Here is a 20,708-nt window from a genome sequence, read left to right on the forward strand (position 1 = left end):
TGCTATGCGGTTAATAATACCGGAGCAATAATTGAATAAAGGTTTTGTGAATGATAAAGAAAACGATGCATAGAAAAGTCTCTGGATTTACTGCTTTCCATCAGTCTGTAGAAGGCACTTATGTAGAGATTGAGGGAGAAAAATTTTACAAAATATCCAATTACAATCAAATGCAACCTTTTTTCATGAGCATTGTAAGCGATTCTGATCACTGGATGTTTATTTCAAGTAATGGAGGGCTCACTGCAGGCCGAAAAAATCCTGATAATGCCCTTTTCCCTTACTACACGGATGATAAGATTCACGATTCTCATGAACATACAGGTAGTAAAACCATCCTATTAGTTTCATTGTCTGATAAACAATATTTATGGGAACCGTTTTCTATTCGATGTGAAGGAATATACAGGGTCGAAAATAATCTTTATAAAAATATATATGGGAATAAAATCGTTTATGAGGAAATCAATCACGATTTATCTGTTACATTTCGTTATTCATGGTTCAACAGTAAAAAATATGGATTTATAAAACGAGCTCAACTATCGAATCATAATCACTATCCAATAAAGGTCGAAATACTGGATGGGATTCAAAATATTCTTCCATCCGATCTGAGTCGTCGTTTTCAACAAGAGTATAGCACGCTCATCGACGGATATAAAAAAAATGAGTTAGAGGTTGAATCAGGTTTAGGCATCTTTGCACTGAGTTCTATCCCTATTGACAAGGCTGAACCAAACGAAGCATTAAAAGCAACGATTGTATGGTCTGTTGGCTTAGACAATAAAAAAATTCTCCTTTCGTCTGAACAATTAGACGCGTTTAGAACCGGGCATGCCATACGACAAGAGACAGATGTTCATGGCGAACGGGGTGCGTATTTTATTCATGCGGAATGTAACGTTTCCCAGGTGGGTGAAAAAGAATGGTTGCTTGTGGCTGATATTAATCAGGACGCAAGAAAAGTAGCTGAGGTGAAAAGCTTGCTTCAGGGAAAAAGGAATATCGCAAAATTGGTCATGGAAGATGTTGCCTTAGGGACAAGCCGTCTCAGGAAAATCATTGCAAGTGCGGATGGATTACAATTAACAGAAGATTTTCTCGTTTGTTCTCGTCATTATTCTAACGTCTTATATAATGTGATGCGCGGGGGAGTATTTGATGATGGATATACAATCAATAAACATGATTTTATTTCTTTTATTCGAAAGGGAAATAAAAAGATAGCAAAACAATTCAAAGGGTTTTTCCAGCGCTTACCGGAAAAATTTCAACGTTCTGAATTATTTTTCAAAGCAGAGACTCTTCGCTCTCTGGATTTTGAAAAATTATGCTATGAATATTTACCCCTCACATTTAGTCGCCGTCATGGCGACCCAAGCCGACCATGGAATCTTTTCTCTATTGAAACAAAAGACGATAATGGTGAGAAAATTCTCAATTACGAAGGTAATTGGAGAGATATATTTCAAAATTGGGAAGCATTAGCATTGAGTTACCCGGAGTACGTTGAAGGCATGATTACGAAATTTGTCAATGCCTCAACGGTTGATGGATATAATCCGTACAGGGTGACACGAGACGGTTTTGATTGGGAATCTATTAATCCCCACGACGAATGGTCGTACATTGGATATTGGGGGGACCACCAAGTAATCTACTTGGTGAAATTATTGGAGATATCGTCGCATTATCATCGGGAAAAAATTCAGACATTATTACTAAAAGATATTTTTGCGTATGCGAATGTACCGTATCGAATAAAATCATATTCTGCAATGTTACAAGACCCACATTGCACTATTGATTTTGATATGAACCTGGATAAAGAGATTCAAAAAAGAGTTAATCAAATTGGAACTGATGGTAAATTCATCCTGAACAAAAGAGGTGAGATTGTTCATGTCAATTTGATTGAAAAAATGATTGTATCAATACTATCAAAACTTTCCAATTTTATTCCTGAAGCAGGTATTTGGATGAATACTCAACGGCCTGAGTGGAACGATGCGAATAATGCACTTGTCGGTTTCGGTGTTTCCATGGTTACGTTATGCTATCTAAGAAGATATATCTGTGTCTTTCGAGAACTGATTTGGGCATTGGATGAAAAAAAATATGCACTCATATCAGAAGAAGTCGAATTCCTGTTCACTTCAATAAAGAAAATATTCCTCAAGTTTGAGCCTCTCTTGATTGGTCCAGTAACGAACAGACAACGAAAAGTAATTCTCGACAATCTTGGGCAGGCAGGCAGTAACTTTAGAAGTGTTGTGTACAAGAAAGGATTGTCGGGAAGAAGGAAAAAAGTTGATATTTCTTCCATGCTGGAATTTTCCGAATTGTCCTTGAAATATATTGACCACACGATAAAAGCAAACAAACGCGAGGATAATATGTATCAAGCATATACCTTGATGAAGGTCGAAAACAATAATGAAATTTCAATCCGAAATTTGTATGAAATGCTGGAAGGGCAGGTGGCAATTTTAAGTTCCGGTTATCTTTCTGCAAGTGAGGCATTGTTAGTTCTGGATTCTCTTAAAAAGAGTTCCATGTATAGAATTGACCAGAATAGTTATATGCTTTATCCGGATCGGTTATTACCGCGCTTTGTAGAAAAAAATAATCTGGCGAAGCATCAGTATACAAAATCAAAATTACTTAAGTTGCTTCTCAAAGATGGAAACCGACAGATTGTTACAATGGATGTGACGGGGAAAGTACACTTTAATAGTGAATTCAGAAATAAGAATGTATTACTCTCTGCCCTTGATAATATAAACGATGAGAAGTATTCTGCGTTAGTTAAAAAAGAGAAAGATATAGTTGTTGATATGTACGAGCGCCTGTTTGACCACCAATCATTTACAGGACGGTCGGGGACATTTTATAAATATGAAGGATTGGGATGTATATACTGGCACATGGTTTCAAAATTGCTTATCGCTGTTCAGGAAGTAATATTACAAGCGCGCCGAAATAATGATGATGGTACTGTTATACAAAGATTAGCAACTCATTATAAAGAAATTAAAGAGGGTATTGGAGTACATAAATCCCCGGCGGTATACGGTGCATTTCCGATTGACCCTTATTCTCATACCCCCAGAAACAAAGGTGCGCAGCAACCGGGGATGAGTGGTCAAGTAAAAGAAGATATCATTTCTAGGTTTGTAGAGTTAGGACTTTTTATCAATGATGGAAAAATTATTTTTCACCCGGAATTGTTAGATGTGGACGAATTCCTAAAGGAATCTAAATTATTCGAGTACATTGATGTTGCCCAAGAAGAAAAATCGATAAAGATTAATAAAGGTAGTTTAGCATTTACATTTTGTCAAGTTCCTGTTGTATATCATTTATCTGTGAATCCCAAACTTCACATTACGAATCGAACCGGGAAGGTTGTTAAACAAAAAGAACTTAGCCTCGATAAGAAGACGAGCTCGTCAATATTTAAACGAGATGGTCGTGTGCGTAGAATAGATGTTTACGTATCCTCTGTTCTGACAAATGATTAATATGTAGTTTGATTTTATACCGATTAGATACTAAGTACATTTTCGTGTTTTGCTGTTTGCCTTAATTCCAGATAACTTTCAAACGTGTTGTGCCCAAGTTGCCTTCTCAAGAAAGAGAAGTATATATTAATAACGGAAATGTGTGTATGAGAACTCGCTGTTACATCAATACTATACTTGTCATTCTTCTTGTCACATTGTTCGTATTTACGGTACAAGTAACAAGTTATTCATTGCAGGGAAATGAAGTAGATAATCGAAAACAAGAAGAGAAAAAATTACAACAGAATAAATCTATCTCTATAGAATTGACATCCGTACCACCTTACGGTTCATCAGAAGTATTGCATGGAAAAGTTCATGGAGTAAATCCATCTGCATATAATGTGGTCGTCTATATTTTTATGGATGGAGCAGGATGGTGGGTCAAACCTTCGGCAAGCCAACCGTTGACTTCTATTGCATCTGATTCGACATGGACCTGTTCGATAGTAAGCGGCGGAAGTGATATCTATGCAATTATGATAAATGCATACCTTATTCCTGTAGGTTCATCACCACCGATACAATTCGATGAACAACAATTATTAATGATTTCTGTGGCGAGCGTAGATACATTTCGCTATGGTAAGCCATTCTCGTTTTCAGGGTATGAGTGGTGGGCAAAAGCAAGCGCTTCTCCTGTTGGTCCCGGTGCGAATTATTTTTCTGATAGTTCAGATAACGTTTGGGTTGATAGTTTAGGTCAGTTACATTTGAAAATAACTTTGAGGGATGGTCGTTGGCAATGCCCCGAGCTAATATCAAAGAAATCCTTTGGGTATGGAAAATATATTTTTCATATAGGAAGTAGAGTTGGCGCATTGGATAGCAATGCTGTGTTAGGACTTTTTACTTGGGATAATGCACCGGAAGAAACTCACAGAGAAATTGATATTGAATATTCGCGATGGGGTAACGGGCAGGGATTAAATGCACAATACGTTGTTCAGCCTTACGACCAAACAGGCCACATGTATAGGTGGAATATGCCTACCTCAATGGAAATCTCAAGCGGTTCTATCAGTTGGGAACCCGACAGTATCAACTTTTTAAGTTATTCTGGAACAGGTTTGTTGATAAGTCAGTGGCGTTATGAGGGAGCATTTATTCCGCATCCCGGGAACGAAAAGGTTCACATGAATCTTTGGCTTTGTAATAATGGAGGAATACCCGTTGATACTGAACGGGTCGAAGCAATAATTACCTCGTTTGAATTTATTCCCTCTTCGGCAATATATTCAAATGAGCCGGTTGTCTCCGCACCGATTCCAACGGCATTGCCTGATAGCGTCATTTCGGTTTACAGTAATACATATACCAATGTCCCTGTAACTACATGGTCTGCATCCTGGGATATGGCGGATGTCAGTGATGTACAGGTAACAGGCAATGACATGAAAAAATATACAAATCTTGTGTATGCCGGAATTGAATTTACATCCCCTACAATCAATGGTTTGAATACAACCTATTTCCACATGGATATATGGACTCCTGATACAATTACCTCATCATCGATATACAAAGTTAAATTAGTGGATTTTGGAGCGAATGGAATTTATTCGGGGGGTGATGATGTTGAATCGGAACTACAATTCAACACCGTTACAACACCTGCCTTGGTCAAAAGAACATGGGTCGGCATTGATGTTCCGCTTTCACAATTTACAGCACTTGTTACACGTGGCCATCTTGCTCAATTAATAATATCGGGAACACTTTCTACTATCTTTGTAGATAATATTTATTTCTATAACAAGACCATAGAAACTAATGAGCCATTGTTACCGGCTGAGGCGCCCACAATAGCTGGTGATAGCGTGCTCTCTTTGTTTAGCGATGCATATTCTAACGTTCCTGTTGATTCATGGTCAACTTCATGGGACATGGCTGACGTGTCAGATGTAAACATTATAGACGATCATGTTAAAAAATATACAAATCTCACTTTTGCCGGGATAGAGTTCGCTACCTATACCATAGATGTCTCAACAATGAATAATTTTCATATGGATGTTTGGATTCCTGAAAACATTACAGCAGCCAAAAATCTAAGAGTAAAATTAGTGGATTTCGGAGCGAATGGAATTTATTCGGGGGGTGATGATGTTGAATCTGAGGTAACGATAAATTCTGATGTATATCCTTTGCTCAGTGGTAGAAACTGGGTCGGTATAGATATCCGGTTATCGGAATTTACGGCACTGACTACAAAACGTCATCTTGCTCAATTGCTTATCGCGGGCGATTTTCCTACTCTGTATTTGGATAATGTTTATTTTTACATCAGACCTGATTCTTCTCCCACTACAAGTCAATCGGTTGCATACCAGTCCGGCTGGAATTTAGTCTCACTTCCTTTATCCGTGCAAAATTATTCTAAGAGTGTATTATTCCCATCATCAATATCTCAAGCGTATCTATTCACCAACGGGTATATTGGTGAGGATACATTAACGACAGCCAGAGGATATTGGCTAAAGTTCTCTGAAGCAACCTCGGTTAGTTTTACCGGGTACCAACGTACAACAGATTCAGTAAGTCTTACACAGGGGTGGAATTTAATCGGATCATTATCTGATTCTGTTAATGTATCACACATTACCTCTACTCCACCCGGATTGTATCTTTCGCAATACTTTGGATACAATAATGGATATTATACTGTGACAACGCTTGAACCGGGAAAGGGCTTCTGGGTAAAAGTTAGCCATGATGGAAGATTAATATTACAAAGCGGGTGTGACAAATAAAACCGGGTGCGCATTCTCCCTGTCTGTCATCATCTGTGATTTCCATGATGAACATTGTTTTCATATATACTGATATCCCGTGTTACTTCTGTCACTCGTCTTCCACCCTCTGTAACCAACCGTACGGCATTGAGTTAACATTCTTTATTAAATATTCTTCGTTGTTGTTTTTGTTGTTCTTCCATTTCGGACCTTTCTTGGTATTACGAAACTCTCTTTTCTTCGTGTCCCAAATCTGGGGGGAATATCACTACGCCAACGATGTTCTTGGTGGACAGGGAGAAAAGGATAATTGCAAAGCCTTTGACCATAGAGGAATTGCAAAAATTGTATTGATATGAAGGGGAAAGTGCGACTCACTTTTTCCAAAACATCAATCAAAATTTGTGTGACTGCTAATCCTAAAGCAGAAAGTGAGTCGCACTTTCATTTTCCTCAGTCTCATTCCTGCAATAAATGATTCTTTGAATTTCATCTCTGAGAAGTTCGATGTTCTTTTCAATAAGAACAATCAGTATGAAACTGTTTTTCCAAAAAATCATGGAATGATTCTTGCCAATTAACCTACCGAAATACGGACAATTCTCACTTGTTTCTTTGAGGTTGTCCGAAAAGTCCGATTGGCGTGTAGCCGCAGACTTTACGTCTGCGTTTTTATTTGGAACCGCAACCATAAAGGTTGCGCCTACGACTTTTGGACAACCCCTTATACTCTAAGATTTTTTTACACAATCATACTGAATTAAGAAGAAGAAAGGTACATCGAACAATGTCTGCTCAGACAGGAAAAGAATTGAAGAATCGAAAACGCACGATGGTAACGATTGACGGCAACGAAGCCGCCGCATATGTTGCACATAAACTGAACGAGGTTATCGCAATTTATCCCATCACTCCCTCCTCGCCGATGGGCGAGTGGTCGGACGAATGGTCGGCGCTCGGGAAGAAAAATTTATGGGGAACAGTCCCCTCGGTTGTAGAAATGCAGAGTGAAGGGGGCGCGGCGGGCGCAGTGCATGGAGCGTTGCAGGCAGGAGCGCTTTCCACGACATTTACTTCCGCTCAGGGTTTGTTGTTGATGATTCCGAACATGTACAAAATCGCCGGCGAACTTACCTCAACCGTGTTTCATGTCGCGGCGCGAACGGTGGCAACTCATGCTCTTTCAATTTTCGGAGACCATAGCGACGTGATGGCAATCCGTCAGACCGGCTGGGGAATGTTGTCTTCCAACTCCGTGCAGGAGGTAATGGACATGGCGTTGATTGCACAAGCCGCGTCGTTAGAATCGCGTGTTCCGTTCGTTCATTTCTTCGATGGTTTCAGAACGTCGCATGAAGTGATGAAAATAGAACAGTTGAATGAAGATGACCTTCGTGCGCTTATTAATGATGACCTTGTTCGTGCGCATCGGTCACGCGCACTTACGCCGGAACATCCCGTGATGCGCGGCTCGGCACAAAATCCTGACGTGTTCTTTCAGGCGCGTGAGACAGCGAATCCTTACTACGATGCGTGTCCGGCTATTGTTCAAAAAGCAATGGATAAGTTTTATGAACAGGTCGGAAGGAAATATGAGTTGTTCCAATACGTCGGTTCGCCGAATGCAGAGCGAATTGTTATCATGATGGGTTCAGGCGCGGAAGCGGCGCAGGAAGCGGTCGAATATATGAATGAGCGTGGTGAGAATGTTGGCTTGTTGAAAGTTCGTTTGTACCGTCCGTTTGATGTGAAGAGTTTTGTCCACGCAATTCCATCAAGCGTAAAATTCATTGCTGTGCTTGACAGAACAAAAGAACCGGGTGCGACCGGCGAGCCGTTGTATCAGGATGTGATTACCGCGTTGCATGAAAGTTGGTCGTCTGCACCGTTGCCAAAAATTATTGGTGGAAGATATGGATTGTCTTCGAAAGAGTTTACGCCAACGATGGTAAAATCGGTGTTCGATGAGTTGAAAAAAACAACGCCGAAAAACCATTTCACGGTTGGAATCAAGGATGATGTCGGGAACACAAGTCTCGACTACGACACGGAGTTCACGACAGAAGGAAAAGAAGTTGTTCGTGCGATGTTCTACGGGCTGGGCGCTGATGGAACGGTGAGCGCGAATAAAAACTCCATCAAAATCATCGGTGAAGATACGGATTTCTATGCACAGGGATATTTCGTCTATGACTCAAAAAAATCCGGCTCGACAACGACATCGCATTTACGATTCGGTCCGAAGCCGATTCATTCAAGTTATTTAATTGACCGTGCAAGCTTCATCGCGTGCCATCAATGGTTCTTTCTTGAAAAATATGATGTGTTGCAAACGGCAATCGAAGGCGGAACATTTTTGCTGAACAGCATTTATGGTCCCGATGAAGTGTGGAACCAACTTCCAAAACATATTCAAAAAGAAATCATCAAAAAGAAATTAAAGTTGTATGTGATTGATGCATACAAAGTGGCGCGTCAAACGGGAATGGGCGGGCGCATCAATACGATTATGCAGACATGCTTCTTTGCAATCTCCGGTGTTCTGCCGCGTGAAGAAGCGATCGAGGCAATCAAACACTCTGTCGAAAAAACGTATGGGAAAAAAGGGGAAGATATTATCAAGCAAAACTTCAAAGCGATTGATGAGACGCTTGCCAACTTATTTGAAGTGAATGTGCCGAACACCATCACAAGTACAATCGAAATGCCTCCGGTCGTTTCTCCGAACGCGCCTGAGTATGTGAGGAATGTTACAGCAGAAATTATTGCCGGATATGGCGACAGACTTCCCGTCAGCGCAATGCCGGTGGATGGAACATTCCCGACGGCAACTGCAAAGTGGGAAAAGAGAAACATCGCGCAGGAAGTTCCGGTGTGGGAGCCGGAGATTTGTATTCAATGCAATAAATGTGTGTTAGTTTGCCCGCACGCGACGATACGGGCGAAAGTATATGAACCGTCTCAACTTGCAGGCGCTCCGTCAACATTTAAGGCGATGGATTTCAAAGGGACGGAATACAAAGGTTGGAAATATACGATACAAGTCGGTGTGGAAGATTGCACCGGCTGTGCGCTCTGTGTTGATGTCTGCCCCGCGAAGAGTAAGACCGAGACGAAAGTCAGGGCAATCAACATGAAAACACAGTTACCGTTGCGCGAAGCAGAACGTGCGAACTATGATTTCTTCCTGAATCTTCCTGAGGTTGACCGGCGAACGGTGAAACTCGATACGATCAAAGGTTCACAATTCCTTGAACCGCTGTTTGAATATTCGGGCGCGTGTTCGGGATGCGGAGAAACTCCGTACGTGAAGTTGGTAAGCCAAATGTTTGGCGACAGAATGATTGTTGCCAACGCAACGGGTTGCTCTTCAATCTACGGCGGAAATCTGCCGACAACTCCCTGGACGGTGAACAACGATGGACGCGGTCCGGCATGGTCGAATTCATTGTTCGAGGACAACGCAGAGTTCGGGCTTGGGATGCGATTAACGGTTGATAAGCATAATGAGATGGCTCGTGAACTTGTCGAGAAACTTTCCCCTTCGCTTGGCGAAGAATTTGTCCTCTCAATTCTCAACGCAAACCAATCGGATGAAGCGGGAATTTATGAACAACGAAGACGTGTCGAACTTCTCAAAGAAAAACTCGCGAACAACAATTCGCCGGAAGCGAAACATCTTCTGAGTCTTGCAGATAATCTTACCAAGCGAAGTGTCTGGATTATCGGCGGTGATGGTTGGGCGTACGACATCGGCTACGGCGGACTTGACCACGTCCTTGCTTCAGGCAAGAACGTAAATATTCTTGTGCTGGATACCGAAGTCTATTCAAACACGGGCGGACAGACATCGAAGTCAACACCGCGCTCGGCAGTTGCAAAATTTTCAGCCGCCGGAAAACCGACGGAGAAGAAAGACCTCGCACTCCTTGCGATGACGTACGGGAATGTTTATGTCGCAAAAGTGGCTATGGGTTCAAATGACCTGCACACGGTGAAGGCGTTCCTCGAAGCGGAAGCGTACGATGGTCCGTCATTGATTATTGCCTACAGCCATTGCATCGCACACGGTATCAACATGACGAAAGGAATGCAAAACCAAAAGATGGCAGTGGATACCGGTTACTGGCAATTATTCCGATACAATCCGTTGTTTGCGGAGAAAGGGGAAAATCCCTTCAAGTTGGATTCAAAGCCGCCAAAGTTGCCGTTACGGGAATTCACACAACTCGAAACCCGCTTCAAGATGCTTGAAAAGAGCCAACCGGAGAGAGCCAAAGAATTGGCTATTCTCGCTCAGGGAGATATAAGTACGCGATGGAAAATGTATGAGCATCTTGCACAACCCGCTAACGGGAAAACTGAAGTGACTTCCAAAAAGACAATGCCGGAAAGCGGTGACTAAAAAAAATCAAATTCAACAAAAAAAAGTTGATAAAAGGAAAACAATTGTGTAGTTTCCGATTGTGTCAATAAGATAGAAATGTGTTTTCTTAGAATGAAAAAGAGAATGTTGTTGTTGATGTTGTTATGTTCTGTAATAACGACAATGATTTCTTGTTGAATCAAAAAAGAAAACAGTGATACTTGTCTTATGGTGCAATTATTGTATAACGCAAGCCATCAATTATGAAAAGTTCTTTGCAGATGAGAAAACGGGAGAAATTGTCTTTCTTTAAGAAAGCAATCGTTCTTGGCGGTATCGCTTCAATCTTATATTTATTGATTGGAATGATTCGACTTCCGATGTTGTTGGAGGAATTGCTTCTTCCTCCAATAACAAATCCCAATCGTTATGTTAGCGAACTTATTCTTACGCTCACACTTTTTTCTGCCGGCTTCGGGATATTTTCATTTGGTTGGTGGAAGGAATTTCAGACACGATTGTTCGGTCAAATTCAGACAGAAGATGCTTTACGCGAAAGCGAAGAGCGGTACCGGCGTTTGGTAGAAATGTCGCCGGATGCAATCGCTGTTCATATCGAAGGGAAGTTCGTGTATGTCAATCCTTCGGGAGTGAAACTCCTCGGGGCGAAAAATGCAGATGAGTTGTTAGGCAAATCAGTTCTTACCATCGTTCACCCCTACTATCACGACACTGTCCGTAAACGCGTACAAATGATGACGGAAGAAGGTCGGGAGGTTCCGCTCATTGAGGAAAAATTTATCAGGGTTGACGGACAAATAATTGATGTAGAAGTTGCCGCAGTTCCTTTTACATACCAAGGCAATCCGGCGGTACAGGTTGTCGCACGAGATATTTCTGATAGAAAACGTTCCGGTAAAATTGTGAAGGAATGGCAGGAGCGGTATGAAAAAGTACTTTCCATTACAGACGAAATTGTATATGACTGGGACTTGAAAAAGAACAGTACGGTCTGGAGCGCAACACTTCAAACCGTGTTAGGGTATGTGCCCGAAGAACTTAGTACGAAGAAAACTCCCTGGGAATCTTATATCCATCCGGATGAGCGCGAACATGTTACACGGCAAATAGAAAATGCTCTCTCAAAATCTTCTACAATAGAAATTGATTACCGGCTTCGACATAAAAATGGTGAGTATCGTTTTATCCATGACCGGGCATTTATTTTCAGGGATGAACAGGGAAACGCAATTCGTTCGATAGGTTCTATCACGGATATTACCGATAGGAAACTTGCAGAAGAAGCCCGTTTCTTGGACCAACAACGGTATAAAACACTCTTCGAATTTTCTCCAAGCGGGGTCATGTTGGAAGATGCAAACGGAACGATTGTCGATGCAAACGAATCATTCTTTCGCATGACGGGGTATTCGCGGGAAGAACTGATCGGGAATAATGTGCGATTTCTGGCTCCGCCTCAACATAGGGAACAAGTCCAGAAACATATAACTAAAATTCTTTCAGGGAATATTCTTGAACATCAGGTTGAAAATATCAAAAAAGACGGGACGTCCTATTCGATTGAGATCCGGGAACGGATGATCCGGCTGCCAAACGGGCAAGATGGAATTCTTGTCGTTGCAAATGATATTTCGGAGCGGCTGCAACAAGAGCAAAAATTAAAGAATCAATTTGAACAACTCCAGTCTATTTACTTCCTCACTGCCGCGCTCAACCACACGGACGATATTGATATAATTTATCAAGAATCTCTTTCGGCAATTACGCGGAACTTGCATATAGACCGCGCTTCGCTTCTTCTTTTTGATAAAGACGGAATACTTCGGTTCAAAGCATGGCGCGGAATTTCTGATTGGTATCGCAGTAAGGTTGAAGGGCATACGCCGTGGAATCCACAAACAACAAACCCTGCGCCGATATTCGTGTCGGATGTTCGGAACGAGCAAAGCCTTGCAACGTATCATCCTGTGTTTGAGAAAGAACATATTGTTGCATTAGGATTTATCCCGTTGGTTTTTCAGGATAGATTGCTGGGAAAATTCATGGTGTATTTCGATGCACCGCACGTGTTTACTGAAACAGAAGTACAAATACTGCTTACCATTGCCGGGCATATTGCCTTTGCAATCGAACGACGACAAGCAATGGCTGAATTAGCCGCAAGCGAGGAGAGGTATCGAACGCTTTCGGAAGCCGCACACGATGCAATATTTATCATCAATAAAAATGATGAAGTAGAGTACGTCAACAGTTTCGCCGCACAAATGTTTAATGATGTACCGTTAAACATTATCGGAAAACAACGTATGAATTTATTCCCCGGTGAAGCGGCGGCGAGACAAGGAGAAGCGCTACGGAAAATCTTTGCAACGGGTAAACCGATGCAGTCGGAAAATCCGCTCCCGACAAAAGCAGGATTGCGTTGGCATGACACTCATCTTGTGCCGATAAAAAATCAGGAAGGAACGGTCACATCCGTGTTGGGAATTTCCCGTGATATCACAGAACGAAAGAAGGTTGAAGACGCCTTGCGGCTCAGTGTAGAGCAGCAAGAACTTGTTCTCCGTTCTTTGCCAATGGTATTTTATACAACCGATGTTTCCAGAACCTTGGCAACGACATGGATTAGCGAACAGGTTGAACGAATAACAGGATTTTCTCCCAATCACTTTATTGAAGATGCGAAATTCTGGGAATCGCGAATTCACCCGGACGATATCGAACATGCAATGTCGGAATACAACGGCGTTATTAAGCAGAATACTACCCGGACGGAATACCGGTGGAAGTGCGCCGATGGTTCCTATCGCTGGTTTGAAGACCAAACGGTACTGATTCGCGATTCCGCAGGAAATCCGAAAGAGATTATCGGTATCTGGCTCGATATTACTAACCAAATGCGTGCTGAAGAAAGTGTCCGAGAATCGGAAGCGCGATGGCGTTCGTTGATGGAAAGTTCGCCCGGATTAGTCCACGAAATTGACAGGCAAGGGAAGATATTATATATCAATCGCGCTACACCCGGATATGAACGGGACAGTGTTATCGGTTCGACAATTTATGATTATGTCTCGACAGAGACGGCACTATTTATGCGTCAACAAGTCGAGGAAGTTTTTGAAAAGCAACATTCCGTCTGGTTTGAAGTTCCTGCGGCAGGTCCGTACGGAAGCGAAGCATGGTACACGTGCATCATCGGACCGATAATTAAAGATGGAAAAGTTGCTTCCGCTATAATGGATTCAATTGATATCACCGAGCATAAACATCGCGAACATTTGCAAAACACTGTTTACCAGATTGCTCAGTTTGCAGACAAATCGCAATCGCCGGAAGAACTGTTTAAGGGAGTTCACGATAGTATCAGCGAGGTTATGCATGCAAGTAATTTCTATATCGCACTGTATGATGAGCAGGATGATTTATTAAGTTTCCCGTACTTTGTTGATGAAGTTGACGTTCCGAATCCGCCGGGAAGACCGGGAAGGGGAGTGACAGCTTATGTACTACGAACGGGAAAATCACTTCTTTGTCCCCAGAAAAAGTTTGAAGAACTTGTTCGTCAGGGAGAGATTGAATTAGTCGGAATTCCATCGCCAGTCTGGCTGGGCGTTCCGTTGATTGTCGAGGGAAAAACAATCGGCGTCATGGCGGTTCAGGATTATCACGATGAACATGCGTACGGCGATGAAGAACTGCAAGTGCTGGAATATGTGTCATCACAGATTGCAATGACGATTCGCCGGAAGCAGGCAGAGGAAGATTTACAACGCTCTGAAGAGCGATACCGTTCACTGTTCGAAGAATCGAAAGATGTTATTTATTTTACATCAGAGTTCGGACATATTATTGAAATCAACCCCGCTGGTGTAGAACTATTCGGGTATCATTCAAAGGAAGAACTCCTCACGGTTGATGTTGCAAATGAGTTGTACTGGGAGCCGCGGCAACGAGAAGAAGAATCACGCATTATCAGGAGACAGGGATACGTACAGGATTTTGAATTAGAACTGAAACGCAAGGACGGAACGAAAATTACCGTTCTTGATACGGCAACAACGGTACGGGATTCTATCGGGTCCATTATCGGGTACAGGGGCATCATGCGCGATATAACCGAACGGAAACGTTCGGAAGAAGCACTCAGGGAATCGTACCAAATTGTTGAAGCGTTAATTCAGGCTTCGCCGTTAGCAATCAATGTTCTTGATTTGAATGGGAATGTTACGATATGGAATCCAAAATCGGAGGAGATTTTTGGCTGGACGGAGAATGACGTAATCGGGAAGTCATTGCCGTATCTAACAGAAGATAAATTTGATGAATACAACTGTGCCGCCGAACGAGTGAGAAAAGGGGGTGTGTATATCGTTCACGACACATATAGAAAACGGAAAGATGGCACACTTGTACACGTCAGCATTTCGACCGCATCGTTGCGAGATGGAAACAATACTATCATCGGAACGATGGCGCTTATCAATGATATTACTGAACGCAAAAAGGCTGAGGAAGCATTGCGGCAAAGTGAAATCAAACTCCGTGAAATAGTTGAACATAGCACGAATCTTTTCTACTCACACACACCCGAACATGTGATTACGTATGTTAGCCCACAGACTCGTTCCTATTTTGATTGTGAACCCGAGGAAGCGCTTGTCCGGTGGACAGAACTTGCGACTGAAAATCCGATAAACAATATCGGGTACGATATGACTCAACGGGCAATCGAAACGGGGATACGGCAAAGCCCGTTTCGTTTAGAACTGGTTGGAAAGAAAGCACGAAAAATTTGGGTGGAAGTGAATGAGTCTCCGGTCGTGTTAAACGGAAAAACCATTGCCATAGTCGGCTCGCTTACCGATATAACGGAAAAAGTCAAAGTAGAAGAAGAGGTTGGGAAACTCCGTAAAGCAATCGAGTCGTTGGGTGAGGTTGTGTTTATTACAGACAAAGAAGGGATTATCACGTTCGCTAACCCTGAGTTTACCAAACTCTACGGTTACACCCAGGAGGAAGTAATCGGAAAAGTAACTCCACGAATATTAAAGAGTGGTTCAACTTCTCGGGAAGATTATTCAAAGATTTGGGAGACGTTGTTGAACAGACAGTTTGTCAAACGCGAAATTCACAACAAAACGAAAGAAGGAAAACAGGTTATCGTCGAATCTTCCATGAGTCCCGTGTTAGATGAATTTGGAAATATTGACGGCTTCATGGCGATTCAACTTGATATTACAGAAAAGAAGCGCCTTGAAGAACAGTTCTTACGTTCGCAACGACTCGAAAGTTTAGGAACACTCGCCGGAGGTGTAGCGCACGATTTGAATAACGTTCTCGCTCCGATATTGCTTTCCATTGATGTTTTGAAGCGGTATGCTACAACAGACCACGCAGTGAAAATTCTTCAAACCATCCGGAGTAGCGCAGAACGCGGAAAGCATATCATTAAACAAATCCTTTCGTTTGCACGTGGTTCGGAAGGAGAGCGGGGGAATATCCAATTACGACATCTTATTAGAGAGATGGAACAAATTGCGAAGGAAACATTCCCGCGCTCAATCGAAGTTCATTGCTCGATTCAAAAAGAACTATGGACTGTGTTGGGAGATCCGACGCAATTACACCAAGTATTATTGAACTTGTGCGTGAACGCGCGCGATGCAATGCCCGATGGCGGCTCGCTGGAACTGAAAGCGGAAAATATTTTTATTGATGAGCATTTTGCAAAAATGCAATACGGAGCGAAAGTCGGTCCGTACGTTGTTCTCTCTGTCAGCGATACGGGAACAGGAATTCCCCCTGAAGTATTACCCAAAATATTTGACCCGTTCTTTACAACGAAACCGCAAGCGAGCGGCACGGGACTCGGTCTTTCAACCGTTCATGCAATTGTGAAGGGACACGAAGGGTTTATTGATGTGTACTCGCATATCGGAAGCGGAACAACATTTAAAGTTTTTCTTCCTGCTATAGAATCGGCGGAAGCGATACAAGTGACAAAAGCTATTGTTGAGTATCCTCCCGGCAACGGCGAATGTGTGTTGGTGATAGATGATGAAGCGTCTGTTCGGGATATTACAAAATACACTCTTGAAATGTACGGCTACAAAGTACTCACCGCGGGCGATGGCGCAAAGGGCGTTGCATTATACAAAGAACGAAAGCAGGATATAGATGTCGTCATCACTGATATGATGATGCCGGTGATGGATGGTAATGCGACGATTCTCGCACTGAAGGAATTGGAGCCATCGGTAAAAATTATTGCTTCAAGCGGATTAACAACCGGCTCACAAATATCTTTTACACTTGAAACAGAAGTGTTTGCTTTTCTTGCAAAGCCATACACTGCTGAAAGTTTACTCAAAGCACTCCATGAAGTTTTAACAAAATGAACATTATTCAGAAATAGGAACACAAAAATGGATTTGAAAACAACATACCTTGGAATCCCACTAAAAAATCCCATCATCCCATCATCAAGTCCGCTCTCCCATTCGGTTGAGAGCATGAAGCGTCTTGAAGATGCCGGCGCGGCGGCGGTTGTGATGTACTCTTTGTTTGAAGAACAAATTGCCCATGAAGCCGCCGAACTCGACCATTATCTCTCCTTCGGAACGGAAAGTTTTGCAGAATCATTAACATACTTTCCGAACTTCGGCGAATATAATCTGGGACCGGACGAGTATGTAGAACTTCTTCGCAAAGCAAAACAATCGTTGGAAATCCCGGTCATTGCGAGCCTGAACGGAATTACTGTCGGTGGATGGATTAATTATGCCACAAAACTTGAACAGGCTGGCGCAGATGCAATTGAACTAAATGTTTATTACATTCCAACCGACCCGTTGCTCACCGGCGCAGAAGTGGAAGAACGGTATCTCGAAGTTCTGCACGCTGTAAAACGCGCAGTGAAAATTCCCGTTGCGATGAAGTTAAGTCCGTTCTTCAGTTCGTTCGCGAACGTGGCTCGACGATTTGACCAGTCGGGCGCTGATGGATTAGTGTTATTCAATCGTTTCTATCAGCCGGATATTGACCTGACAACATTAGACGTGAAGCCCGGGGTTACATTAAGCACATCATTCGCTACGCGAGTACCAATGCGTTGGATTGCAATCTTACATGGAAGAGTGAATGCGAGTCTCGCGGCGACAGGCGGCATTCACACAGCAGAAGATGTGATAAAAATGTTGATGGCGGGCGCGGATGTTACGATGATGTGTTCGGCTTTGTTAAAACATGGACACCACTACATTGCTCAAGTTTTGCAAGACGTGGAGAAGTGGATGGTAGAACATGATTATGTTTCCGTTCAACAAATGAAAGGAAGTATGAGCCAACAATCAGTTGCTGACCCGTCTGCATTCGAGCGCGCAAATTATATGAAAGCCTTAAATAAGTATCAAGGAATTGGAATAATATGAGTATCATTTTTAGCAGGCAGTGTGAGTATGCACTGCAAGCAGTTCTTTTTCTCGCCCTGAAACCGGAAGGTGAAAAAACTTCAATCAAGGAATTAACTCAACATCTGGATTTGCCGTATCATTTTGCGGCGAAAATTCTCCAGGCGCTCTCGCGAAAGGGGTTGCTTTCTTCCTTCAAGGGCTCGCTCGGTGGATTTGCCTTAAAAAAATCAACCGATAAAATCACATTGTATCAAATCATCGAAGCGGTAGATGGTTTGAGTTTTATGAATGGTTGTGTTCTGGGGTTCGATGATTGTGGTGATGCGCATCCGTGTGCGTTACATGAACATTGGGGAAGGATGAGAGAGGAACTGAAACAACTTCTCACAACGAAAAGTGTTGCACAATTAGCATCAGAAATGAAAAAACCTCAATTTAACAGGAAATAATAGACAAAAATCATATTGGATATAAATATCCAATATGGCATACAAGTTGGACTATTCAGATTGGTTTTGAGGAAATAGCCCGAAAATTAAAACATTTTCAAAGAGTGTACTCTTCGGCAATCTCAAAATTGAGAACAATCTGATAGACTGACTATGAAACCTGATAATACTGATTCATCTGTTCTTACTACGAATTCATTGACGTTTACTGAACCATTCAGTAAAACAATTGTTGATACATTTCAAACAATTCCCCATCGGGCAGAAGCGCGTAAACTGAAAATCAAAAAAATCCCGACGGAACAGCGGAAGAAAAAAATAAAGTTTTCGCTTGAACCACTCTGGTATAAACGAATTGTTCATCGCCTCCGGGATGATTCACAATTTCTCCGCTCGACTATTCAATTCTCGTTTATCCTTCTTTGCGTCTGGATTGGCATTGAGTTCTATCTTTTCATGCAGTGGGGGATGTCGAATGGTGAAACTACATATTTTGAACGACCTCCGGGAGTTGAAGGTTTTCTTCCTATAAGTGCGCTCATCAGTTTGAAATATTGGTTGCAAACCGGAATCATCAACGATGTTCATCCTTCGGGGCTTTTTATTTTCATCGCGATTGTTGCAGGTGGAGTTTTACTGAAAAAAGCATTTTGCAGTTGGCTCTGCCCGGTTGGAACGCTGAGTGAATCACTCTGGATGTTCGGGAAAAAATTATTCGGAAGAAATCTCACTCCGCCCAAATGGCTTGATTACCCGTTGCGTTCATTGAAATATCTCCTGCTGTTTTTCTTCGCCTATTCCATTTGGCAAATGACCGTACCTGATTTGCAAGCATTTATTTACAGCCCGTATAACAAAATGGCTGACGTGAAGATGTATCAGTTCTTCGCGAACATTTCCTCATTTGCTCTCTGGACAATCATTATCCTGATGGTCTTTTCACTGTTCATAAAAAATTTCTGGTGCAGATTTTTATGTCCGTATGGCGCGTTGCTCGGAGTTCTCAGTTGGTTCAGCCCGTTGAAAATTACACGCAACAAATCCACCTGTATTGATTGTGAACTGTGTACGAAAGCCTGTCCGTCAAACATCAAGGTTCATAAAGTGAAGAGAGTGTGGAGTGATGAATGTATGAATTGTCTCGCGTGTGTCGAAGCGTGTCCGGTTAAGGAGACACTCGATATCAGGACATCCGTCACAAAGACTCGAATCCCGAATTGGGTGTTTGGCGTCTTCGTCGTCGGTACATTTGCCGGGATAACGGGATTAGCAATGATAACCGGGCATTGGCAAAACGGAATGACAAAGGAGGAATATCTAAAGCGTTTCCCGCAAATTGAATCACCGATATATCAGCACAACCGGGGTGAAGTTCCTCAATATGGTCCAAATGACTGAGTATTCTATGGAAAAAATATCATCGTTTTACGATTCGCTTGCTCAGGATTATGATAGCATGATAGACTTTGAGAAGCGGTTCAACAGGGAACAACCGGTTTTCAACGGACTCGTTTCAAAGTACAGTATTCACTCAGCAATTGATGCCGGATGCGGTACAGGATTTCATTCGCTTGTACTTGCATGGTTGGGAGTGAAGGTGACAGCAGTTGATATTTCTTCTGAAATGATTTCGCGTTTGAAGCAACGTGCTGTTGAAATGAACGTAAACATCGAAACCGTTCTTTCGGATTTTCAACATCTTTCCGATACTGTTCGGCAGAAAGTAGATGCTGTTTTCTGTCTCGGCAATACACTTCCGCATCTTCTTTCTGATGCAGAAGTGAATCAGGCATTGACAAATTTTCGCTCTGTGTTGAATGAGCAGGGAGTAGTAATTCTTCAACTACTGAATTATGGGAGAATCATGAAGAAGAAGGAAAGGATTCAGAATGTGAAAGAACGAGATGGGAAAATATTTGTCCGCTTTTATGATTATCTTGATGATGTCATTGCATTTAATATTCTCACACTCAGGCAGAAAGAGAATCAGATGACGCACACTCTTCATACGACTCATCTGAACCCGGTGACACTATCTCGTTTACAATACAATTTGTCAAAAGCCGGCTTCCAACAGATTGAGCATTTCGGCTCTCTTTCGTTCGAGCCGTTTGATGTCGAAGCATCGCACGACCTTATCGTCGTTGCCTCTTGAA

General features: G+C 42.3%; 8 protein-coding genes. All 8 read left to right on the forward strand.

Going from position 1 to position 20,708, the window contains the following annotated elements; genetic code table 11:
* The first annotated feature begins 50 nt into the window (after positions 1-50).
* Positions 51-3,527, forward strand: a complete 3,477-nt coding sequence (locus HY960_12540) for a hypothetical protein (GenBank protein ID MBI5216571.1) — start codon at positions 51-53, stop codon at positions 3,525-3,527.
* Between the two features lie 146 nt (positions 3,528-3,673).
* The gene (locus tag HY960_12545) at positions 3,674-6,322 is read left to right on the forward strand and encodes a hypothetical protein (protein ID MBI5216572.1); all 2,649 of its coding nucleotides are present in this window, start codon (positions 3,674-3,676) and stop codon (positions 6,320-6,322) included.
* A 769-nt stretch (positions 6,323-7,091) separates the two neighbouring features.
* Positions 7,092-10,709, forward strand: a complete 3,618-nt coding sequence (gene nifJ / locus HY960_12550; GenBank protein ID MBI5216573.1) for a pyruvate:ferredoxin (flavodoxin) oxidoreductase — start codon at positions 7,092-7,094, stop codon at positions 10,707-10,709.
* 224 nt (positions 10,710-10,933) lie between these two features.
* Entirely contained in the window at positions 10,934-17,089 is a 6,156-nt protein-coding gene (locus tag HY960_12555) for a PAS domain S-box protein (GenBank protein ID MBI5216574.1), read from the forward strand.
* A gap of 27 nt (positions 17,090-17,116) precedes the next feature.
* Complete coding sequence (locus HY960_12560) at positions 17,117-18,121, forward strand: dihydroorotate dehydrogenase-like protein (protein ID MBI5216575.1); 1,005 nt, start codon at positions 17,117-17,119, stop codon at positions 18,119-18,121.
* Positions 18,118-18,552, forward strand: a complete 435-nt coding sequence (locus tag HY960_12565) for an Rrf2 family transcriptional regulator (protein ID MBI5216576.1) — start codon at positions 18,118-18,120, stop codon at positions 18,550-18,552. Before HY960_12560 ends, HY960_12565 begins: the two co-directional genes overlap by 4 nt.
* 153 nt (positions 18,553-18,705) lie before the next feature.
* Positions 18,706-19,950, forward strand: a complete 1,245-nt coding sequence (locus tag HY960_12570; protein MBI5216577.1) for a 4Fe-4S binding protein — start codon at positions 18,706-18,708, stop codon at positions 19,948-19,950.
* A 7-nt stretch (positions 19,951-19,957) separates the two neighbouring features.
* A complete protein-coding gene (locus HY960_12575; GenBank protein MBI5216578.1) occupies positions 19,958-20,707 on the forward strand; it encodes a class I SAM-dependent methyltransferase in 750 nt (249 codons plus the stop codon).
* Position 20,708 lies beyond the last annotated feature (1 nt).

The organism is Ignavibacteriota bacterium (assembly GCA_016212665.1).
Lineage (GTDB): Bacteria > Bacteroidota > Ignavibacteria > UBA10030 > SZUA-254 > FW602-bin19.

Coding starts and splice junctions, on each gene's coding strand:
- HY960_12540 (MBI5216571.1), top strand. CDS start 51: ATGATAAAGAAAACGATGCATAGAAAAGTCTCTGGATTTACTGCTTTC.
- HY960_12545 (MBI5216572.1), top strand. CDS start 3,674: ATGAGAACTCGCTGTTACATCAATACTATACTTGTCATTCTTCTTGTC.
- nifJ (MBI5216573.1), top strand. CDS start 7,092: ATGTCTGCTCAGACAGGAAAAGAATTGAAGAATCGAAAACGCACGATG.
- HY960_12555 (MBI5216574.1), top strand. CDS start 10,934: ATGAAAAGTTCTTTGCAGATGAGAAAACGGGAGAAATTGTCTTTCTTT.
- HY960_12560 (MBI5216575.1), top strand. CDS start 17,117: ATGGATTTGAAAACAACATACCTTGGAATCCCACTAAAAAATCCCATC.
- HY960_12565 (MBI5216576.1), top strand. CDS start 18,118: ATGAGTATCATTTTTAGCAGGCAGTGTGAGTATGCACTGCAAGCAGTT.
- HY960_12570 (MBI5216577.1), top strand. CDS start 18,706: ATGAAACCTGATAATACTGATTCATCTGTTCTTACTACGAATTCATTG.
- HY960_12575 (MBI5216578.1), top strand. CDS start 19,958: ATGGAAAAAATATCATCGTTTTACGATTCGCTTGCTCAGGATTATGAT.